Source organism: Kitasatospora sp. NPDC004745 (genome assembly GCF_042873275.1).
In the GTDB taxonomy this organism is placed as follows: Bacteria; Actinomycetota; Actinomycetes; order Streptomycetales; family Streptomycetaceae; genus Kitasatospora.
Map to the genome: position 1 here is coordinate 98335 of NZ_JBIALK010000005.1, position 19545 is coordinate 117879.

Sequence of the window (19545 nt, forward strand, 5' to 3'; positions counted from 1 at the left end):
TCGGAATACTAGCCCGCGTGACAGCACTGGAGGCAGTGGCCGTTCACCTCCCCCCGCACGCCGTGCCCATCGAGGCGGTTGGTGAGCGGATCGGCCTGACCCCACGTCAACTTCGTCTCTTCCGCCGCTTCCACGGCCTGGACCAGCTGCGTCTGGACCCGGCCGGGACGCTGCCCGACCTGCTCGAAGCCGCCCTGGACGACCTGCCGGAGCTGCGTGGACGCGAGCGGCACGTCCGCTTCGTGATCCACGCCCGCAGCATGCCGGTGGCGGTGCCCTACCCGCTCAACCCCCTGCACGACCTGTTGGCCGGGCGCGGCCTGGCCCACGCGAACGCCTTCACCGTGACCCACCACGCCTGTGCGGTGGGCCTGCTGGCCATCGACCTGGCCGGCCGGCTGCTGGCCGGCGACCCCGACCCGGAGGCGCTGGCGCTGGTTCTGGCCGGTGAGAAGACCTTCACCAAGGACGCCCAGGTGGTGCCCGAGACGGGCATCTTCGCCGAGGGCGCGGCCGCCTGCCTGGTGAGCGCCACGGGCGGGCGCCACCGGGTGCGCTCCTTCGTGGTGCGCCAGCGGCCGGAGTTCGACGGCCGGTTGGCCGACGACCCGGACCTGCTCGCCCGCTACCAGCGCGAGTACCCGAACGTGATGGTGGAGGCGATCGAGGCGGCCCTCGCCGAGGCCGGTCTGGACCTGTCCGACCTGGCCGCGGTGCTTCCGCACAACGTCAACCAGGCCTCCTGGCGGATGATCGCGCGTCGGATCGGCTATCCGCTCGACAAGGTGGTGCTGGACAACGTGCTGTCGGTCGGGCACAGTTTCGCTGCAGACAGCCTCATCAATCTTCACACCGCGACCACGCGGGGGCTGCTCCGCCGCGGCGACCACTACCTGATCGCCGCCGCCGGTGTCGGCGCGACCTTCTCCGCGATGGTCGTCCAGTACTGACCAGCCGTCACCCCTGCGACCGGCGTGCCGCCGGTCCCCCTTCCACTGCCACACCGCACTCCCACGTACGACGGGACGGGACACCCATGTCAGAACCTGTGGTCCAGACCACTGACCCCGAGCTGCGCGAGCGGATCCGCCACGGCATCGGCGAGCTGCTGCCCCGCGTGCTCAAGCGCGAGCTGCCGGAGATCCCGGAGAACGCCTGTCTCTTCGACGACCTCGGCCTCACCTCCGCGGGCACCATCGAACTCATCCTGGAGCTCGAGGAGTCCCTCGACATCCAGGTGGACGTCGAGCAGATCACCGAGGGCGACCTGCGCTCGGTCACCAGCCTGGCCGACTACGTCGCCGGACACGTCATCCCCGAGGACTGACCAGGTGGCCGGCCACGGCCTGCGGATCACCCGGGCGCTCGCACGGCGCTTCGACGGCCGCTCGGAGCGCTCGCTCGACCCGGACCTGCGGGTCTTCGTCTCCGACCTGGTCCGCCCGTACGGACTGCCGCTGCGCGAGGACCTGCTGCGCGAGGGCGTCGGCCACTCCTTCGAGGAGCTGGCCGACGGCCTGCTGCGCGAGGTGCTCGCCCCGGACGAGCCCGTCGACCTGTTGATCCTGGCCTTCGACACCCCGGACGTCCGCCCCGGCGCGCCGTCCTCGCTGGCGCTCAGCCGGGCCTGCCCGGGGGCGCCGCTCGCCTACGCGGTCTGCGACCAGGGCACCGCCGCGGCCTTCACCGCGCTGCGGCTGGCCGCCGACCACCACCGCACCGGGTCCTGCCGGCGGGCGGTCGTGGTGCTCGCCGAGCAGACGGCCCTGCACTACCGGCCGGCCGGGCCGGTGGTACTGCCGCACCGGCACTCCGCCGTCGTGCTGGTCTGCGAGGAGACCGACCGGCCGGGGATGACGGTCGATCAGCTGCCCGGCGCCGAATCGCCCTCTCGGACGGTCCGGGCACGGGCGGCGGAGCTGGGGCCCGACGCGGCGCTGGTGCTCGGCCCCGGGCTGGACGGCGCCGAGGGGCCGGCGGCCCAGCCCTTCACCGGGGTCTGGGCCGAACTCGCCGAGCAGCTGCCCGCCTGGCGGGAGCGGCGGCGACCGGTCCTGGTGGCGGGCCTGGAGCGCCGGCTCGGCGTGCTGAGCACCCTGACCATGCCGTGACCGCCCTTCCGGCCGGCCCTCCCGGGGCCGGATCCGCGCGGGGCGGCTCGCCCCGGACCCGTCCGTCCGGGGCCGGGCCCTTCGCGACGGTGGTCGACCTCTGGACCGTCGGGGCCGACCAGCCTCCGGAGGTGGTGTCCGGGCTGTGGCGACTCCTCGACGAGGACGAGCGGGCCCGGACGGCGGGGGCCGACGAGCTGCTGCGGCGGCGCTTCACGGTGGTGCGCGGCGCCGTCCGGCAGCTGGTCGGCGCACGGCTCGGCCGTCCGGCGGCGGACGTGGTCTGGCGGCGGGGGAGGCACGGCAAGCCGGAGCCGTCGGACGCCGGCCGGTTGCGGGTGAGCTGGTCGGCTTCGGGGCCGCTCGCGGTGCTGGCGGTGGCCGAGGGGCGGCAGCTCGGGGTCGACGTCGAGGAGCTGCTAGGTGGTCGGGCGGCCGGGCTGATCGCCGCGCGTCTCTTCCCCGGGGCGGAAGCCCGCTACGTCGCCGCCGCGCCCACGGCGGCCGGGCGGGCTGCGCGCTGCACGGCGCTGTGGTGCCGCCGGGAGGCGTGCGTCAAGGCGTACGGCGGGCGGCTGGTCCAGTCCTTCGGGCTGCCGGTGGCGGGCCCGTCCCCGCTGGTGCTGGCGGAGCCGCGCCCGCTCGGCCGGGGGCCGCTCCGGCTCATGGACGTGCCGGTTCCGGGGCCGTTCCGGGCTGCGCTGGCGGTCCGCGGCGATGCTCCTGTTCATGTCAACGTGCAGGCTTGGACGGTGAGTTGACGTTTCACCGCATCGCAACACGTTTGGTCTGGACCAATGCGTCGGGCCGCTGGTAGCGTCCCGGGAACACCCTCTTCCGAGTCCACCCGGCTCCACCAGCTTCCCGGCTCCGAGCTCCCCGGCTCCCTCTCCGGGCTCCCCCCTCAGCCTTCTCCCGGCCCTTCCCCCGGCGAGCCGAAAGGCGCGTGCGACGTGAACCCGAACGACCCGACCCCGAAGTGTGCGACCCCGAACGACGTGACCCCGAACGGCGTGACGCTTGCCGACGTGGCGCTCACCGGTGCGACCCCGACCGGTGCGACCCCGACCAGCAGGAGCGTCGAGGTCCGGTACGCGGCCTCGGGCGGCGGCTCCGGGCCGCTCACGCTCGGTCAGGACAACATGATCCGGTGCATCCGGCGCGAGGCCCCCGAGCAGATCAACAAGGAGTCGGCCTGGCCGGTCCCGGACGGCACCTCGGTGTCCGCCGGGCTGGCCGCCCTGCGCAGGCTCGTCGAGCGGCACGAGTCCCTGCGGACCTCCTTCCCGGCCGGGCCGGGGCCGGACGGCTACCCGCAGCAGCAGGTGGTCCACCCGGAGGGCCGGTTCAGCGTCACCGTGGTCGAGACGGGTGATCGCAGTGACGCCGAACTGGACATGCTCGCGGCCGAGTTCGGTCGGACGGATGTCGCCGTCGCGGTGGACCTGGCGTCCGCGCCGCGGCTGCGCTGCACCCTGCTCGCCGACGGTGAGCGGCTGCTGAGGCTGGTCGCGGTGGTCTGCCACGCCGGTGCCGACGGCGCCGCCATCGCGCTGCTGATCCAGGACTGGGTGGCGCTCGCCGCCGGCAAGGACCTCCCGCCGGTCACCGCCCCCACGCCGCTGCGGATCGCCGAGGCCGAGCGCAGCCCCCAGGGCCGCCGGCGGTCGGCCACCGCCCTGCGGCACTGGGCCAGGATCCTGACCACCGGCCCGCAGGCGGTGTTCGCCGACGCGCGGATCGCCGGGCCGCCGCACGACCTGGGGGCCGTCCTGGTCCGTTCCCGCGGCGCCGCCGTGGACCTCGCCGCGGTCTGCCGGCGCACCGGCGCGAGCCCGTCCGTGGTGCTGTTCGCGGCCTTCGCCGCCCTGGTCGCCCGCCGCGCCGGCCGTGCGGACCTGTCGATCGCCGCGCTGTCCGCGAACCGCCAGCGCGCGGCGCTGGTCGATCACGTCGGCACCCTCGCGCAGGACGCGCTGATCCGGCTGGACGCCGGTGCGGCCGACTTCGACGAGCTGATCGGCCGCGCCAAGTCCGCCTCCTTCAACGGCTACTGGCACAGCACCCTGGACGCCGAGCAGGTGTGGCAGCTGGTCGAGGACGCCGCCCACGTGCGCGGGGTCCGCTTCCCCCGGCAGGTCGTGGTGAACGACCTCAGTCTGACCATCCCCACCGCCGTCGCCGACATCCAGCCCGTCCCGGCCGTCGACCCGGAGTTGACCCGGCTGCCCGCGCCGCCCCTCGGGGTCCGGCTGATGTTCACCATCCTGCGGATCAGCGGCAGCCTCGACTTCGCCCTGATCGCCTGTCCGCAGGTGCTCGACGCCGACGAGACCGACCGCTTCGCGCAGGCGCTGCTCGCCGTGCTCGCGGCCGCGGCCGACGGGCCGGTGCCGCTGCACGCGCTGCCGGGCCTCGCGGAGGTCCCGACGCCCGAGCGGGGCGAAGGGTGGCTGCCGGTCGGCGGTGCATGGGTCGACCTCGCTGCCGTCCGGGGCCTGCTGGAGGAGGCCATCGGCTCCCGGGCGTCCGTGGAAGTGACCTTCGAGAGTGGCGAGTTGGTTGCCACGCTGACGTTCTCGGGCGCGTCCGTCGAGCCCGCCGAGGTGCACCGCGCGGTGGTCGCGGCCCTGCCCGGCCGGGACACCGCGGTGGCGCCGCACCGCTACGTCGTCCGGGGGCCGGAGGGTGCCGTCGCCGGCGACGGCCGCGACCCGGAGGTCATCGCCAGGGTGGCCGCGCTCACCTGAACGGGGGAGCGGGGGCGGGCGTCGGCCGCTCACTCCAACGGGTCGTCGACGCCCTCCCACCCCAGCTGCCACGAACACGCGGACGTGGCGCCGGAGGTGAGCCCCCACGGGCTCGGCACCTCCTCCTCGTCCGGGTCGCCCCGCACCGGCAGCCGGTCGATCACCGCGACCAACCGCGGTGGCAGCTGCGGTGCTAGACCACGGTGCACCCGGGAGAGGATGTCGCGCCGGACGTCGTCCGGCAGCAGCGGCCGGCTCATCCGCAACGCGCCAGGCCCGGGCGGGCGTTCGGTTCGCGCGAGCTGGTCGGACCAGGCCCGCCAGTAGTCCGCGTCGTCGGTCTCGCCGAGCATCAGGTGGTGCAGGTGCAGGCAGTACGCCGCCGTCCCGCTGCCGGATCCGGCAGCGAAGCGCCACCAGAACTCCGCGCCCTCCTCGCGGCCGGTGGCGTAGAGCAGCGCGGCGAACACCTCCGCCCCCTCGGGCTGGATCCGCCGTGCGTTGACGAGCAGGTCGAGCCCTCGGGAGGCGTCCGGCGCACCCAGCACCAGGGCCACCACCAGACCCAGTTCGAAGGCGGCCTGCTCGTGCTCCGAGGGCAGGTGTGCGGGCGCGGCGGTGAGCCGGGCCTGACGCACCGCGGCGATCCGCTCGGCGTGGGCCCGCTCGGGCCGGGGCACGTGGAGCGGGGTGCGCCCCCCGGCGTTGGGGCACGCCTCGTCCCCGGTGCACACGCGGTCGGCGGGACGTGGTCCGTCCGCTGCCTGCGCCCCGTCGGACGGTTCGGTCCCGTCGGACGGTTCCGCTCCATCGGCCGGGTCTGTCCGGTGGGCCGGTTCCGCCGGGTAGGCCGGTTCCGCCGGGTCGTCGCCGAGCCTCCCGTCGGGCCGGCCGGTGGTCGGGCGGCGGGTCACAGGTCCCCCGCGTGGTCCGGGAGTTCGCCCACCCCGAGCCGCCGGGCGAGCCGCTCGCGGGCGTGCCGCAGGTTCGAGTGCACCGTCGCCACCGGCCGTCCCAGGTACGCGGCGATCACCTTGACGTGCAAGCCGAGCAGGTAGCGCAGGATGACCACGTCCCGCTGGCGGTCGGGCAGTTCGAGGATCGCCGCGTACAGCCGCACCTCGTCCGCCTCGCTGTGCAGCAGTCCGTTCGCGACCTGCTTGAACGCGCCGATCACCGCCGCGAAGGTGACCGCCTCGACCGCCACCGGCTCCTCGGCGGCCACCCAGTCCGCCACGTGCCGGTTGGCCAGCCGCCAGGCGTACGCGGCCGGCTCCTCGAAGCGCAGGACCTGCGGCCAGCAGCGGGCCAGGTCCGCCTTGACGGCGTCGACCAGCAGTTCGGCGTCGGTCCGGCTGCCTATCCGGGTCAACGCGAGGGCGTGCCAGGCGGGTTCGTGCGTCTCGCAGAACGCCGCGTAGGTGAGGTCGAAGCGCTGGCCGAGGTCGGTGCCGGCCCCCCGGTCCGGCCCGGCCGTGCCGGTGCGCTCCACCGTGGCGGCTCCCCGGTACCCGCGCACGGGCGCACCCCTGTCGATCGTCATCGAGCCTGCTTTCCGTGGCCGACGGCTGCCCGCCGGGCCACTCGAGGGTCGGGCTGTCCGTGCCCATCCTCATTCCACCAGGCCTGTCACTCCAGGCTGCAATCCGAATACAGATTGTCATCTCGTGGTATCTGGTGACCAGTTGAGCGGCGCGGCGCGGGATTGGCCCTTCGATACGGTGGGCAGCAATCGTCAGGTGCCCGCACCGGCCCAAGGGGGGAACGCGATGAGCCTCTACGACGGAGTCGACCTGCGACTGAACGTGCCGCACTCGGCCCGGATGTACGACTACTACCTCGGCGGCTTCACCAACTTCGCCGCCGACCGCGAGGCCGCCGGCCACGCCCTCGCCGTCGCGCCCTGGCTGCGCGCCGCCGCCCGCGCCAACCGGGCCTTCGTCCACCGCTCCACCCGCGCCCTCGCCCAGGCCGGCATCGACCAGTTCCTCGACATCGGCACCGGCATCCCCACCTCGCCCAACCTCCACGAGGTCGCCCAGCGCGTCCAGCCGCGCGCCCGCGTCGTCTACGCCGACAACGACCCGATCGTGCTCTCGCACGCCCAGGCCCTGCTCACCGGTACCCCCGAGGGGCGCACCGCCTACGTCGAGGCCGACGTCACCGACCCGGCCGACGTGCTCGCCTCGCCCGGCGTGCGCGACACCATCGACCTCGACCGTCCGGTCGCGCTCTCCCTCAACGCCCTCCTGCACTTCGTCCCCGACGCGCGCGGCGCCTACGGCATCGTCGAGCACCTCAAGTCGGCGCTCGCCCCCGGCAGCGCCCTGGTGATGACCCACGTCACCCCCGAGTTCGCCCCGGAGGAGATCGGCCGGCTGGTGCGCATCTACGAGTCCGCCGGCACCGCGGCCCAGGCCCGCACCCTGCCCGAGTTCACCCGGTTCTTCGACGGCTGGACCCTGATCGCCCCCGGCGCCGTCCCCACCCCGCACTGGCGGCCCACCCCCGCCGACCCGCCCGTCAGCGCCGCCGAGGCCTGCGCCTACGCCGCGGTGGCCCTCCGGCCCTGACGGCGGCGCCTCCCCGCGGCCGGCCCGCCCCCGCCGCCCCGCGGCCGGCTGCGCGCGCCGCCCCGCGGCCCGCCGGGCGGGCCCGTGCGGCGGTGCCCCCGCGGGCCCAGACTGGTGGTGGACCGATGCCGCCGGCGAGGCTGGGAGAGGCATGCTGCTCGGACTCACCACCGCGCTGGTCGCGACCGTCTGCTTCGGCCTCGGGGCCGTGTTCCAGGCCCGCGGGGCGCGCTCCGCGCCGCGGGCGGACCGGGTGCGGGCCGGGCTGCTGGCCGCGCTGGTGCGGTCCTGGCAGTTCCTGGTGGGGACGGCGCTGGACATCGTGGGCTTCCTGCTGAGCATCGTGGCGCTGCGCAGCCTGCCGCTCTTCCTGGTGCAGGCCGTCACCAACGCCAGCCTGGCGGTGACGGCGCTCGCCGCCGTCTGGCTGCTGGGCGCCCGGCTGCGCCGGGGCGACGCGGCCGGGATCCTCGGCGTGGTCGTCGGTCTGAGCCTGCTCGCGCTCGGCTCCGGCCGGGAGGGGCGGGAGTACGCCCCGGCTGCGTTCCACTGGGCGCTGCTCGCGACGACCGCCGTGATGGTCCTGCTCACCCTCGTGCTGGTGCGCCGGGAGGGCAACGCGGCCGCGGCCGGTCTCGGGCTGCTGGCCGGGGTGGGCTTCGGGGTGACGAGCCTGGCCGTGCGGGTGCTGGACACCTCCGGTGCGGTCGGGGTGCTCACCGATCCGGCGGCGTACGCACTGGCCGTCGGCGGCCTCGGCGGCTACCTCGCGTACGCGCTCGCGCTGCAGCGCGGCACGGTGACGGCCGCGACCGCCGCGGGCACGGTCGCCGAGACCTTCGGGCCCGCGCTGGTCGGCGTGGCGGCGCTCGGGGACGCGGCGCGCCCCGGATTCGAGTGGTGCGCGCTGACGGGCTTCGCGGTGGCCGTCGGCGGCACCTTCCTGCTGTCCCGCTTCGGCGAGCTGGAGGGCGAGTCGGCCGAGGCGTTCGCCGGCGCGGCCCGTGACGCCGGTGGCCGCACGGATGCCGGCACGGGGACGGGCGCGGACGGAGGCCCGGAGGCGGCCGGCGGTCCGGAGCCGGACGGGGACGCGGACGACGACGGCGGTCCGCGGCCGGACGGGGACCGGCGGGCAAGGCGGGCCGTTCCGCCCCGGTAGCCCGGACGGCGCCGCCGTGCGAAGGTGACTTGCCGGACAAATCGGACGGCGAGACGCCCATGGATCGGCAGGTGCGCGATGGCGGACGAAGACCGGGACGACCTCCGACCCGGCCCCCGGAGCTCCGGGCCCGCCGAGCGCCCCGTCGCCCTCGTCACCGGGGCGTCCTCCGGCATCGGCCGGGCCACCGCCGTCCGGCTGGCCGACGCCGGCTGGCACACCCTGCTCTCCGGCACCGACCGCACCCGCCTCGAGGAGCTCGCCGCCCGCACCGGCGGTGTCGCCCTGCCCGAGGACCTCAGCAAGCCGGACGGCCCCGCCCGCCTCGCCGAGGCCGCCGTCGCCGAGACCGGGCGGGTGGACGCGCTGGTGGCCAGCGCCGGCCTGGGGTGGCGCGGCGCCTTCGCCGACACCCCGTCGGACACCCTGGACCGGATGATCGAGGTCAACCTCGCCGCTCCGCTGCGGCTGGTCCGCCTCCTCCTGCCGGGCATGCTGGAGCGCCGCCACGGCCGGATCGTGCTGCTCGGCTCGATCGCCGGCCAGGTGGGCGTGCGCGACGAGTCGGGCTACTCGGCGACCAAGGGCGGGCTGGCGATGTTCGCGGAGAGCCTCTGGTACGAGCTGCGCGGCACCGGCGTCGGAGTGCGGCTGGTGCTGCCGGGAGCGGTGGACACGCCGTTCTTCGACCGGCGCGGCACGCCCTACCAGCGGGAGCGCCCGCGGCCCGTCCCGGCGGAGCGGCTCGCGGCCACCGTCGTCGCGACCATCACCACCGAGCGCGACCGCCTGTACGTGCCGCACTGGCTCGGGTTCCCGGCCCGGATCCACGGCGTGGCGCCGGGCGTGTTCCGGCGCATGGCCTCCCGCTTCGGGTGAGCTCCGGGTGAGCACGGCGACCAGGGTGCTCGCCGCCGCCGCGGCGGCCGAGTTCCTGCACCTGGCCCCGGCCGCGGTCCGCCTGCCGGTGCTGCGCCGCACGCTGGCCCGCCGCACCGCCGGCCACGGCACCGCCCCGGGCCACGTCGCACTGACCTTCGACGACGGCCCGGACCCGCGCAGCACTCCCTACGTCCTGGACGCGCTGGACGCCCTGGCCGGGCCCGGCCGGGTGCGGGCCACCTTCTTCCTGCTCGGCTCGATGCTGGAACGCGCCCCCGCCCTCGGCGCGGAGCTGGTGGCGCGCGGTCACGAGGTGGCCGTGCACGGCTGGTTCCACCGCTCTCAGTGGTACCCGGCCCCGGCCCGTGACCTGCGCGAACTGCGCCGCGCCGGGGCGGCGGTGACCGACCTGTGCGGGGCCCGCCCGCTCTGGTACCGCCCGCCGTACGGGGTGCTGACCGCCGGGCCCGCGCTGGCCGCGCGCCGCCTGGGCCTGCGCAGTGTGCTCTGGACGGCGTGGGGCCGGGACTGGACGGCGGAGGCCACCGGGCGCACCGTCCTCGAGACCGCCCGCCCCGGCCTCACCGCCGGCGCCACCCTCCTCCTGCACGACTCCGACTGCACCTCCGCCCCGGGTTCCTGGCGCGCGACGCTCGACGCGCTCCCGCTGATCGCGGCCCACTGCCGCGAGCACGGGCTCACCCTCGGCCCGCTGCGCGACCACGGCATCCCGCTGCCCTGAACGGCCGGGTCCGGTTCACCCGGTCCGGAGCCGGCGCCCTCGACTCGCGTGACCCGACGGCGTACCGGCGCTCCCTCAGTCGAGCCCGACCCGTTCGAGCGCGGCCGCGAAGCCCCGGTTCCAGCCGTCCGGGCTGGCGCCGGGCGAGGGGGGCGGCTCCGGGCGGTCGAGGGCGGCGAGCGCGTTGCGGACCACGTCGGCGGGCCGGGCGGTGACGACGTCGGCGTGCCCGAGCTCCAGTTCGTGCTGCAGGTTGTCCCGCCCGTGCCCCTGGACGACGTCGAGCAGCAGCAGCCGCCGGCCGAGCGCGCGGGCCTCGCTGCAGGTGTCGCCGGAGCTGGTGACGACGAGGTCGGCGGCGGCCATCAGGGCCGGGATCCGGTCGGTGTACCCGAAGGGGCGCAGCCGCGGCTCCCGGCGGGCGGCCGCCCGCAGCCGGTCCTCCAGTTCCCGGTTGCGGCCGGCGACGGCGAGCACGTGCGGGCCGGCCGCGGCGAGCGAGGCGGCGGTGCGGGCGAGCGGCCCGAGGCCCCAGGAGCCGGACATCAGCAGCACGCACGGCCCGTGCGCCGGGACGCCCAGTTCGGCGCGGGCCGCGGCACGTGCGGGCGGCCGGTAGAACGGCTCCCGCAGCGGCGCGGGCAGCACGGAGACGGCGGCGTCCGGCCGGTAGCGGCGGACGGCGCAGGCGGCGACCTCGGAGGTGACCAGGAAGAGGTCGGTGCCCTCCTGCACCCAGAGCCGGTGCGGCGTCACGTCGGTGCAGAACACGAAGTGCCGGAAGCCGCGCTCCGGCAGCCGGTTGACGGCCGAGGTGGCGGTGGCGAAGACGGACACCACCAGCTGCGGCCGCTGCGCCGCGACCAGCTCCCGCAGGGCCGGGAGCAGCCGGGCGCGGGCGGCGGCGTCGGCGAGCAGCGCGATCCGGGCGCCCGGGCGCAGCGCCGAGAAGTGGAAGGCGTCGTACACGCCGGGGAGGTCGAGCAGCCGCCGGAACACGGCCTCCCCGGCGGCACCCGAGCGCTGGCCGAGCAGGGCCATCGCGTCCACGGTGCAGGTGGTCCAGCCCCGGGCCCGCAGGGTGTCGGCGCAGGCCTGGGCCATCACGTCGTGGCCCTGGCCGAGGGAGCCGGAGACCAGCAGCGCGTGCGGCACGGACGGCTCCGGTCAGGAGGCGGTGGGGGTGGCGGCGGTGGCCCGGTACCAGTCCGCGTACCGCCGCACGCCCTCGGCGAAGTTGGTCCGCGGGGACCAGCCGAGCAGCCGCTTGGCCTGGGCGGAGGAGATCCGCCGCCCGGCGTAGTCGGCCTTGCGGCCGTCGATGTGCTCGATGCTGACGGGCCCGAGCAGCTCGTCGACGGTGTCGGCGATGTCGCGCACCGAGACGGCCGTCGAGCCCTCCAGGGCGAAGGTCTGGTCCTCGGCGGCGAGCGAGAGGGCCCGGACGTGGGCGTCGGCCAGGTCCTCGACGTAGACGAAGTTGCGGCTCTGCCGGCCGTCCCCGGCGATGGTGATCGGCCGTCCGGTCAGCGCCGCCTGGACGAACCGGGCGACGACCAGCTCGTCGCGCATCCGGGGCCCGTACGGGATGCCGTAGCGCAGGATGGTGAAGTGCTGCCCGTAGAGCTCGCGGTAGCTGTGCACGAGCATCTCGGCGGCGAGCTTGGTGGCCACGTAGAGGTGCCCGCTGTGCTCCAGCTCGATCGGCACGTGCTCGTCCAGCTCCTGTTCCCCGCCGTCGAGTTGCTCGTCGGTGAGGGCGGCGCCGTAGACCCACACGGTGCTCGCCAGGACGGTGCGGCTGAGCCCGCTGCGCCGGGCGGCCTCCAGGACGGTCTCGGTGCCGTCGATGTTGGTGCGCACGGCGCGCACCGGGTCGGCGGAGACCTGTTCCACGTCGGCCATCGCGGCGAGGTGGTAGACCACTTCGCTGCCGGCCAGGGCGGCGGTGAGGGCCGGGAGGTCGAGGACGTCGATCCTGGCGTGTTCGGCGTCGGGGTTGAGGTACTTGTCGGTGGTGTCGACCGCGAGGACCTCGTGGCCCGCCGCGATCAGGTGGTCCACGACGTGTGAGCCGATGAATCCGCATCCCCCGGTGACGGCTATGCGCACGATCTCTCTCCTTGTCGAGCCCTTGTCGGTGCGTGGTCTCTGCGTGGTCGAAGGGTGGTCGGCCTGGTCGGAGGTCCGGGCGGTCCCGTCCGGTGGGCCTGTCCGGCGAGCCGGGCGGCCCGGGCGGTCCCGGTGGCCTCGGCGGTCCCTTCGGTCCCGGGCGGTCGGGCCGCGGGCGGTCCGGTCACCCGGCGAGCCGCCGGTGGACCGCCGAGACGGCCTCGATGACCTGCTCGGTCTCGTCCCCGGTCATGTCGGAGTGCACCGGCAGGCAGACCTGCCGCGCGCAGACGTCCTCGGCGACGGGCAGCGCCTCGCGCCGGTAGGGGGCGAGCACGGGCTGCAGGTGCAGCGGCAGGTCGTACACCTCGCCGGACAGCCGCACCCCGTACTCCTCGGAGACCGCCCGCTTGAAGGCCGCGCGGTCCACCCCGGCGGGCAGCAGCGCCACGTACTTGTAGTAGTTGCCGCGGGAGCCGGGCGGTTCGAGCACCGGCTCCAGGCCGTCCAGCCCGGCCAGCGCCTCGTCGTAGCGGCGGGCGACGGCCCGGCGGGTCTCGATGAACTCCTTGAGCCGGCGCAGGTGGACGGCGCCGACGGCGGCGTGCAGCTCGCTCATCCGCCAGGAGTAGCCGAGCCGTACGTGGTGGTTCGTGGTGAAGGATCCCTTGCCCTGGTCACGGTAGGTGCGGGCCTCGTCGCGCAGCTCCGGCGACTCGGTGAGGACCATTCCGCCCTCGCCGCTGGTGGTGACCTTGGTCGGGTAGAAGGAGAAGGCCCCGGCCAGGCCGAAGGTCCCGGCGGCGCGCCCGTCGTGGCTGCTGCCGTGCGCGTGCGCGGCGTCCTCCACCAGCGGGATCCCGTGCCGGTCGCAGAGCGCGCGCAGCGCGCCGACCTCCGGGGTGACCAGCCCGCCGATGTGCACCAGCACGACGGCGGCGGTGTCCGGGGTGAGCGCCGCGGACAGCGTCGCGGGGGAGAGGGCGAGGGTGGCCGGGTCGACGTCGGCGATCACCGGGCGTCCGCCCGCGTGCAGCACGGCGCCGGCCGTCGCGTAGAAGGTGACGGCGGGGACGACGACGTCGCGGCCCCGCACGTCGACGCTGCGCAGGATCACCTCCAGCGCGGCGGTGCCGCTGCTCACCGCGACGGCGTGCGAGGCGCCGTGCTCGGCGGCGAAGGCCTGTTCGAAGCGTTCGGTCCACGGGCCGAGGGTGAGGGCGCCGGTGGCGAGCATCTCCGTCACCGCGTCCGCGACGGCCGCGCGGTCGCTCTCGTCGAACACGATGCGGGCGGCTGGAACGCCCATGGGCACCTCCGGCGGCGGGCTGGGGTCAGCACCGATCGGGACGGGTCGCTCCGGACCGGGGCAGATCGGTCCGGGCCAGGCACATCACGCTACTTCGCCGGGCTGCCCGCGGCCCGTCGTCGCCGCCCGCACGGGTGACGCCGGGGCCGCGGCGGCCCGCCCGCCGGGGCCCCGCGGGGCCGCCCGAGACACCTCCGGGAGTAGGTACGACTGCTTCCGCCGCAGGCCGTGCGCTCCGCCGTCCGGGGGAGGGGTGTACTGCGTCCGCAGTACGCAAACGGCCTGCGCAGGGACGACGACGGAGGAGGGGCCGGCGATCAAGGATTGGTCATGCTGCGGGCGGACCGCGCCGTGAGGCGTCGATCCGGCCGCGGCGCGCACTGTGCCCGACATCCTGAAGGAGTCCACTCTCCGTGGCCACGTTCCTGTACCGCCTGGGCCGATGGGCCTTCGTCCGGCGCCGGCTGGTGTCCCTGCTCTGGGTCGCCGTGCTGGCGGTCTGCGGAGTCCTGGCGGCCAAGGCGCCCGCCGCGCCCGACGACGGCTTCGCGATGCCCGGCACGGAGGCGCAGCAGGCCTTCGACCTGATGAACGAGCGCTTCCCCGGCGGGCACGCCGACGGCGCCTCGGCCCGGCTGGTCTTCGTCGCGCCGTCCGGGCAGAAGATCACCGCCGAGTCCAACCAGCAGGCGGTGGAGCGGACGGTCGCCGAGCTCGCCCACGCCCCGGAGGTCACCGGCACGGTCAGCCCGTTCAAGGCCGGTGCCGTCTCCAAGGACGGCACCACCGCCTACGCGACGGTGAGCTACTCGGTGAAGGCGGGCACGCTGTCCACGGGCGCCACCGACGCCCTGCAGCAGGCCGCCCAGCACGGGCGGGACGCCGGGCTGAAGGTCGAGGTCGGCGGCAACGCGCTGACGGCCAAGCCCGAGGCGGGCGGCAGCAGCGAGGCGATCGGCATGGCGCTGTCCGCGGTGGTCCTGGTGATCACCTTCGGTTCGCTGGTCGCCGCCGGGCTGCCGCTGCTCACCGCGGTGGTCGGCGTCGGCCTGGGCATGGCCCTGATCACCGCGTTCGGCAGCATGCTCGGCCTCTCCTCGACCACCGGCACGCTCGCGATGATGCTCGGCCTCGCGGTCGGCATCGACTACGCGGTGTTCATCGTCTCGCGCTACCGGGCCGAGCTCGCCGAGGGGCGCACCCCGCAGGAGGCCGCCGGCCGGGCCGTCGGCACCGCCGGGTCCGCGGTGGTGTTCGCCGGTCTCACCGTGGTCATCGCCCTCGCCGGGCTCTCGGTGGTGGGCATCCCGATCCTCGCCAAGATGGGCATGGCGGCCGCCGGCACCGTGGTCGTCGCCGTGCTGGTCGCGCTCACCCTGGTCCCCGCGCTGCTCGGCTTCATCGGCCGCCGGGTGCTGCCCCGCAAGGTCCGCAAGGCCCGGGGCGCGGTCGAGTCGAAGCGCGAGAACGGCGGCTCCCGGTGGGCGCGGTTCGTGCTGCGCCGCCCGCTCGCCGTGCTGCTCGGCGGCGTGATCGGCCTCGGCGTGCTCGCCGCCCCCGCGCTCGACCTGCGGCTCGGCCTCCCGGGGGACGAGTCCAAGCCCGTCTCCACCACCCAGCGCCGTGCCTACGACCTGCTCTCCGAGGGCTTCGGCCCCGGCTTCAACGGGCCGCTGACGGTCCTGGTCGACGCCAAGGGCACCGCCGACCCGAAGGCCGCTGCGGGCGAGGTCGCCAAGACGGTCGCCGCGCTGCCCGGCGTGGTCTCGGTCGCCCCGCCGATGTTCAACAAGGCGGGCGACACCGCCCTGCTGAACGCGGTCCCCGCCACCGGTCCCAGCGAGGCCCGGACGAAGGACCTGGTCCACGCCATCCGCGGCCACGCCGACGGCCTCAGGTCGGCCACCGGCGCGACGGTCCTGGTCAGCGGCACGACGGCGATGAACATCGACGTCTCGCAGAAGCTCACCGACGCGCTCGTGCCCTACCTCGCGGTGGTCGTCGGCCTCGCCGTCATCCTGCTGCTGGTGGTCTTCCGCTCCGTCCTCGTCCCGCTGAAGGCGGCGCTCGGGTTCCTGCTCTCGGTGGCCGCCGCGCTCGGCGCGGTCGTCGCGGTCTTCCAGTGGGGGTGGCTGGCCGACCTCATCGGCGTCGAGCAGACCGGGCCGGTGATGAGCATGATGCCGATCTTCATGATCGGCGTGGTCTTCGGCCTCGCCATGGACTACGAGGTGTTCCTGGTCACCCGGATCCGCGAGGGCTTCGTCCACGGCGAGCGGCCCGCCGAGGCCATCGTCACCGGCTTCCGCCACAACGCCCGGGTGGTCACCGCCGCCGCCTTCATCATGATCGCCGTCTTCGCGGGGTTCATCGGGATGAGCGAGCCGATGATCAAGATGATGGGCCTGGGTCTGGCCGCGGCCGTCGCCTTCGACGCCTTCGTGGTCCGGATGACGATCGTGCCCGCGGTCCTGGCCCTGCTCGGCCGCCACGCCTGGTGGCTGCCGCGCTGGCTTGACCGGCTGATACCGGACGTCGACGTCGAGGGCAGCAAGCTGCAGACGGCGGCCCCGGAGCCGACCCCGGTCCGGGAGTCCGTCGGCGTGTAGCGCCGCACTCCGGGTGGGGCGGGCCCGTCCCGCCCTGCCCGACCCGGCGGTCCGGTCTGATCCGCGGGCCCCTCCGGCCCGCTGACCCGTCCGGCCCGCCGGCCCCTCCGGTCCCTCAGCCGGGGCCCGCCCCTCCTCACGGGGGCGGGCCCCGGCTCGGACACCGGTTCGAGCCCGTACCGTTACCGTTGCTGTCGGGGCGCCACCGCGGCCGCCCCCCTCGACCCGGCCCGCCCCGCCCACCCGGGCGCGGCCCGGCACGACCTGGCAGACCCCGGCGAGGGTGCCGCCAGGGCACCCCCGACCCGGAGAGCACCACGATGAGCGACACCTGGCAGCGGCTGCGCCGCGACCACCCCCGGCTGTTCGACGTCGCCGGCGGCGCCACGCTGATCCTGATGACCGGCGTCGGCGCCACCGTCGACCAGACCGGCCACTACACCGGCTTCCGCCCGCTCACCAGCATCATCGCGCTGCTCTCCGCCGTCACGGTGTTCGCCCACCGCCGCCACCCGCGCGCGGTGGTCGCCGTCACCCTGCTCTGCACGATGGCGCTCACCCTCACCAGCCCCCGGCTCACCTCCGGACTCGCCACCCCCCTGCTCGTCGCCCTCTACTTCCTCGCGGTCCGCACCGACCGCGCCACCGCGCTGCGTGCCTCCATCGCCACCGCCGCGCTGCTCACCGGCCTGTCCGTGCTGGCCGACGGCGTCGGCCCGATCGGCGAGCGGCTCGGCGTCCTCGCCTGGGCCCTGCTCCCCGGCGCCCTCGGCGACTCCATCCGCAACCGCCGCGCCCACCTCGCCGCCATCGAGGAGCGCGCCGAACGCGCCGAGCGCACCCGCGAGGAGGAGGCCCGCCGCCGGGTCGCCGACGAGCGGATCCGGATCGCCCGCGACCTGCACGACGTCGTCGCCCACCACATCGCCCTCGCCAACGCCCAGGCCGGCATCGCCGTCTACCTCATGGACAGCCACCCCACCCAGGCCCGCGAGGTGCTCAGCCACATCACCGACGCCACCGGCTCCGCGCTCCAGGAGCTGCGCGCCACCGTCGGCCTGCTGCGCCGCGCCGAGGATCGGGCCCCGCTCGAACCCGCGCCCGGCCTGGACCGGCTGCCGGAGCTGATCGGCGCCTTCGAACGCACCGGCCTGCCGGTCCGGCTCACCGTCGAGGGCGAGGCCCGGGCGCTGTCGCCCGGCGTCGACCTCACCGCCTACCGGATCGTCCAGGAGGCGCTGACCAACGTGGCCAGGCACGCCGGGGGCGCCGGCGCGGAGCTCACCCTGGCGTACCGCGGCAGCCGGGTCGCCGTCACCGTGGCCAACGGGCGCCCGCCGGCCGACGGGCACTCCCGGCCCACCCTGCCGCCGCACGCGGCCCCGGGGGAGAGCGGCTTCGGCCTGATCGGCATGCGCGAGCGGGCCGCCGCCGTCGGCGGCCGCCTCACCGCGGACCGGTGCGCCGACGGCGGCTTCCTGGTCACCGCCGAACTCCCGCTGCGCACCGGTGCCCGCGACGACGGCCCGGCCCGGGAGGGCGGCGTCGGCGGTGACGCCGTTCGGCGGGGCCCGCTGCGGGACGGCGTCGCGCGGTGCGCCGGCGGGGGCGAGGACCAGGACGCCCGGTCCGTTCGAGCCGCCCGGTCCGTCCGAGCCGTTCGACCCGTCCGTTCCGTTCCAGACGACAGGGGCCACGCATGACCATCCGGGTACTGCTCGCCGACGACCAGGCACTGCTGCGCGGCGCCTTCCGGGTCCTGATCGACGCCGAGGAGGACATGGAGGTGGTGGGGGAGGCCGCCGACGGCCACCAGGCCGTCGAGCTCGCCCGTGCCACCCGCCCCGACGTCGTCCTGATGGACATCCGGATGCCGGGCTCCGACGGCCTCGGTGCGACCGCAGCCATCTGCTCGGACGAGGAGTTGAGCGGCACCCGGGTGCTCATCCTCACCACCTTCGAGATCGACGAGTACGTGGCGCAGGCGCTGCGCGCGGGCGCCGGCGGCTTCCTGGGCAAGGGGGCGGACCCGGCCGAGCTGCTCGCCGCCGTCCGCACCGTCGCCGCCGGGGACGCCCTCCTCTCCCCGGCCGCCACCCGCGCCGTGATCGACCAGCTCCTCGCCCAGCCCGATCCGGCGGCCGGCGGCGCCTCCGAGCGGCTGGCCGTGCTGACCGCCCGCGAGCGCGAGGTCATGGCGATGGCCGCCACCGGACTCACCAACGAGGAGATCGCCGAGCGGATGTTCGTCAGCCCGTTCACCGTGCGGACCCACGTCCACCGTGCGATGGCCAAGCTCGACGCCCGGGACCGCGCCCAACTCGTGGCCATCGCCTACCAGTCCGGTCTGGTTCCGCCCGGCCGGCCGAGCTGACCGGCGCCGGCCGTCGCCGTGGCACCACCGGCGCAGCACCACCGCTTCCGTGGCGGCACCACCGCCGTGACATAACCCGTCGCGACACGGTCGAATCCTGATCCGAGAAATCGTCAAAGTCTGGCCGAATGTTAATGATTCGGCCTTCAGCCTGCCCGAAAACGTCCTCCGAACTGGTGTATCCGCGAGTAGTCTGCCGGTGACTCAGGATGAGGAGGATGGTCGTGGAAACGAAGGACACGGCAGGCGAGGTGCGGACTTTCCAGCCGTTGCCCGGGCGTCCGGCGGACGCCGCGCAGGACTTCGACCTGCGGCTGACCCGGCTGCTGGGCCTGCTCGGGGTCGACGCCGCCTACGGGCCCGACTTCCCGAGCGCGGCGCGGTGGGAGGTTCACAAGGCGCTCGCGGGCCGGTCGGACCTGCCCGAGGAGTACTTCCAGGCGCTGCTGGAGGCCGCGGTCCACGACCCCAACCCGAGCTTCAACCGGCGCTTCGTCGAGCCGGCGCTGCTCGCCTTCGGCCAGCGCAGGGTCCGGCTGACCCTGCTCGGCTACCTGCACACCGGCACCAACGCCGAGCGGGCCGGCGCCGCCCGGGCCTGGTACTGGACGTCCCTGTCCGTCGGGGACGCCCGCAACCGGGCCGCCGAGGACGAGGGGTCGACCGTCCGGGACGCCTGGTACCAGGCCGCGCTGCGGGAGTTCGTCGCCAACGAGGACCTTGACGTCCGGCGCTCCATCCTCCCCGGGCTGCCCCTCGTGCCGCGTGCCTACCCGGCGCAGCTGCACGCCCTGGTGGAGACCGCGGTGGCCATCGCGCGTTCGCACCCCGACGAGTACATCCGCCACCGCGCCGAGGTCCAGGTCGCCCTCTGACCGGTTCCCCCGGGTTCGCGCCCGGCAGGTTCGCACCGGCGGTGTT

General features: G+C 75.4%; 18 protein-coding genes. 13 read left to right on the top strand and 5 right to left on the bottom strand.

Annotated features, from left to right (window positions below):
* Positions 1–17: 17 nt before the first annotated feature.
* The 5 genes from ACFYUY_RS11640 to ACFYUY_RS11660 all read left to right on the top strand — a co-directional run bounded on the left by ACFYUY_RS11640 (position 18) and on the right by ACFYUY_RS11660 (position 4861).
* Positions 18–950, top strand: coding sequence for a 3-oxoacyl-[acyl-carrier-protein] synthase III C-terminal domain-containing protein (locus ACFYUY_RS11640; protein ID WP_360206551.1), 933 nt, complete (start codon positions 18–20; stop codon positions 948–950).
* An 86-nt stretch (positions 951–1036) separates the two neighbouring features.
* Positions 1037–1327 (top strand): phosphopantetheine-binding protein, encoded by a 291-nt coding sequence (locus ACFYUY_RS11645; protein WP_360206549.1) that lies wholly within the window; start codon positions 1037–1039, stop codon positions 1325–1327.
* A gap of 4 nt (positions 1328–1331) precedes the next feature.
* On the top strand, positions 1332–2111 hold the full coding sequence (locus ACFYUY_RS11650; protein WP_387900131.1) for a hypothetical protein: 780 nt from the start codon (positions 1332–1334) through the stop codon (positions 2109–2111).
* 89 nt (positions 2112–2200) lie between these two features.
* On the top strand, positions 2201–2872 hold the full coding sequence (locus ACFYUY_RS11655; protein WP_387900133.1) for a 4'-phosphopantetheinyl transferase family protein: 672 nt from the start codon (positions 2201–2203) through the stop codon (positions 2870–2872).
* Positions 2873–3064: 192 nt separating this feature from the next.
* The gene (locus tag ACFYUY_RS11660; protein ID WP_387900135.1) at positions 3065–4861 is read left to right on the top strand and encodes a condensation domain-containing protein; all 1797 of its coding nucleotides are present in this window, start codon (positions 3065–3067) and stop codon (positions 4859–4861) included.
* A 29-nt stretch (positions 4862–4890) separates the two neighbouring features.
* Here ACFYUY_RS11660 and ACFYUY_RS11665 read toward each other — a convergent pair whose 3' ends face one another.
* Positions 4891–5541, bottom strand: coding sequence for a hypothetical protein (locus ACFYUY_RS11665; RefSeq protein ID WP_360206540.1), 651 nt, complete (start codon positions 5539–5541; stop codon positions 4891–4893).
* A 230-nt stretch (positions 5542–5771) separates the two neighbouring features.
* Complete coding sequence (locus tag ACFYUY_RS11670) at positions 5772–6404, bottom strand: sigma-70 family RNA polymerase sigma factor (RefSeq protein WP_360206538.1); 633 nt, start codon at positions 6402–6404, stop codon at positions 5772–5774.
* Positions 6405–6630: 226 nt separating this feature from the next.
* Between ACFYUY_RS11670 and ACFYUY_RS11675 the strand changes: the two genes are divergently transcribed.
* From ACFYUY_RS11675 to ACFYUY_RS11690, 4 genes are all read left to right on the top strand, one after another.
* A complete protein-coding gene (locus ACFYUY_RS11675) occupies positions 6631–7434 on the top strand; it encodes an SAM-dependent methyltransferase (protein ID WP_360206535.1) in 804 nt (267 codons plus the stop codon).
* A 151-nt stretch (positions 7435–7585) separates the two neighbouring features.
* Positions 7586–8596, top strand: a complete 1011-nt coding sequence (locus ACFYUY_RS11680) for a hypothetical protein (protein WP_387900137.1) — start codon at positions 7586–7588, stop codon at positions 8594–8596.
* Between the two features lie 78 nt (positions 8597–8674).
* Complete coding sequence (locus ACFYUY_RS11685) at positions 8675–9475, top strand: SDR family NAD(P)-dependent oxidoreductase (RefSeq protein ID WP_387900139.1); 801 nt, start codon at positions 8675–8677, stop codon at positions 9473–9475.
* A gap of 7 nt (positions 9476–9482) precedes the next feature.
* The gene (locus ACFYUY_RS11690) at positions 9483–10220 is read left to right on the top strand and encodes a polysaccharide deacetylase family protein (protein ID WP_360206527.1); all 738 of its coding nucleotides are present in this window, start codon (positions 9483–9485) and stop codon (positions 10218–10220) included.
* A gap of 75 nt (positions 10221–10295) precedes the next feature.
* Here ACFYUY_RS11690 and ACFYUY_RS11695 read toward each other — a convergent pair whose 3' ends face one another.
* The 3 genes from ACFYUY_RS11695 to ACFYUY_RS11705 form a co-directional block, all read right to left on the bottom strand.
* Positions 10296–11375 (bottom strand): hypothetical protein, encoded by a 1080-nt coding sequence (locus ACFYUY_RS11695; protein WP_387900141.1) that lies wholly within the window; start codon positions 11373–11375, stop codon positions 10296–10298.
* A gap of 12 nt (positions 11376–11387) precedes the next feature.
* Positions 11388–12332, bottom strand: coding sequence for an NAD-dependent epimerase/dehydratase family protein (locus ACFYUY_RS11700; RefSeq protein WP_360206523.1), 945 nt, complete (start codon positions 12330–12332; stop codon positions 11388–11390).
* 184 nt (positions 12333–12516) lie between these two features.
* Positions 12517–13641 (bottom strand): DegT/DnrJ/EryC1/StrS family aminotransferase, encoded by a 1125-nt coding sequence (locus tag ACFYUY_RS11705; protein WP_360206520.1) that lies wholly within the window; start codon positions 13639–13641, stop codon positions 12517–12519.
* A gap of 413 nt (positions 13642–14054) precedes the next feature.
* Between ACFYUY_RS11705 and ACFYUY_RS11710 the strand changes: the two genes are divergently transcribed.
* From ACFYUY_RS11710 to ACFYUY_RS11725, 4 genes are all read left to right on the top strand, one after another.
* Positions 14055–16250 carry an MMPL family transporter gene (locus ACFYUY_RS11710; protein ID WP_387900144.1) on the top strand — a complete coding sequence of 732 codons (2196 nt, stop codon included), beginning with the start codon at positions 14055–14057 and terminating at the stop codon, positions 16248–16250.
* A 320-nt stretch (positions 16251–16570) separates the two neighbouring features.
* Positions 16571–17953 carry a histidine kinase gene (locus tag ACFYUY_RS11715; RefSeq protein WP_360206514.1) on the top strand — a complete coding sequence of 461 codons (1383 nt, stop codon included), beginning with the start codon at positions 16571–16573 and terminating at the stop codon, positions 17951–17953.
* On the top strand, positions 17950–18624 hold the full coding sequence (locus ACFYUY_RS11720) for a response regulator (protein ID WP_387900146.1): 675 nt from the start codon (positions 17950–17952) through the stop codon (positions 18622–18624). The genes ACFYUY_RS11715 and ACFYUY_RS11720 overlap by 4 nt, the downstream gene beginning before the upstream one ends.
* Positions 18625–18848: 224 nt before the next feature.
* Positions 18849–19499, top strand: a complete 651-nt coding sequence (locus tag ACFYUY_RS11725; RefSeq protein WP_360206508.1) for a hypothetical protein — start codon at positions 18849–18851, stop codon at positions 19497–19499.
* The last annotated feature ends 46 nt before the right edge of the window (positions 19500–19545 follow it).

Excerpts from the sequence above, each read along its gene's own strand:
- ACFYUY_RS11645 (WP_360206549.1), top strand. The coding sequence starts at position 1,037 with ATGTCAGAACCTGTGGTCCAGACCACTGACCCCGAGCTGCGCGAGCGG.
- ACFYUY_RS11670 (WP_360206538.1), bottom strand. The coding sequence starts at position 6,404 with ATGACGATCGACAGGGGTGCGCCCGTGCGCGGGTACCGGGGAGCCGCC.
- ACFYUY_RS11675 (WP_360206535.1), top strand. The coding sequence starts at position 6,631 with ATGAGCCTCTACGACGGAGTCGACCTGCGACTGAACGTGCCGCACTCG.
- ACFYUY_RS11680 (WP_387900137.1), top strand. The coding sequence starts at position 7,586 with ATGCTGCTCGGACTCACCACCGCGCTGGTCGCGACCGTCTGCTTCGGC.
- ACFYUY_RS11685 (WP_387900139.1), top strand. The coding sequence starts at position 8,675 with ATGGCGGACGAAGACCGGGACGACCTCCGACCCGGCCCCCGGAGCTCC.
- ACFYUY_RS11705 (WP_360206520.1), bottom strand. The coding sequence starts at position 13,641 with ATGGGCGTTCCAGCCGCCCGCATCGTGTTCGACGAGAGCGACCGCGCG.
- ACFYUY_RS11715 (WP_360206514.1), top strand. The coding sequence starts at position 16,571 with ATGAGCGACACCTGGCAGCGGCTGCGCCGCGACCACCCCCGGCTGTTC.
- ACFYUY_RS11720 (WP_387900146.1), top strand. The coding sequence starts at position 17,950 with ATGACCATCCGGGTACTGCTCGCCGACGACCAGGCACTGCTGCGCGGC.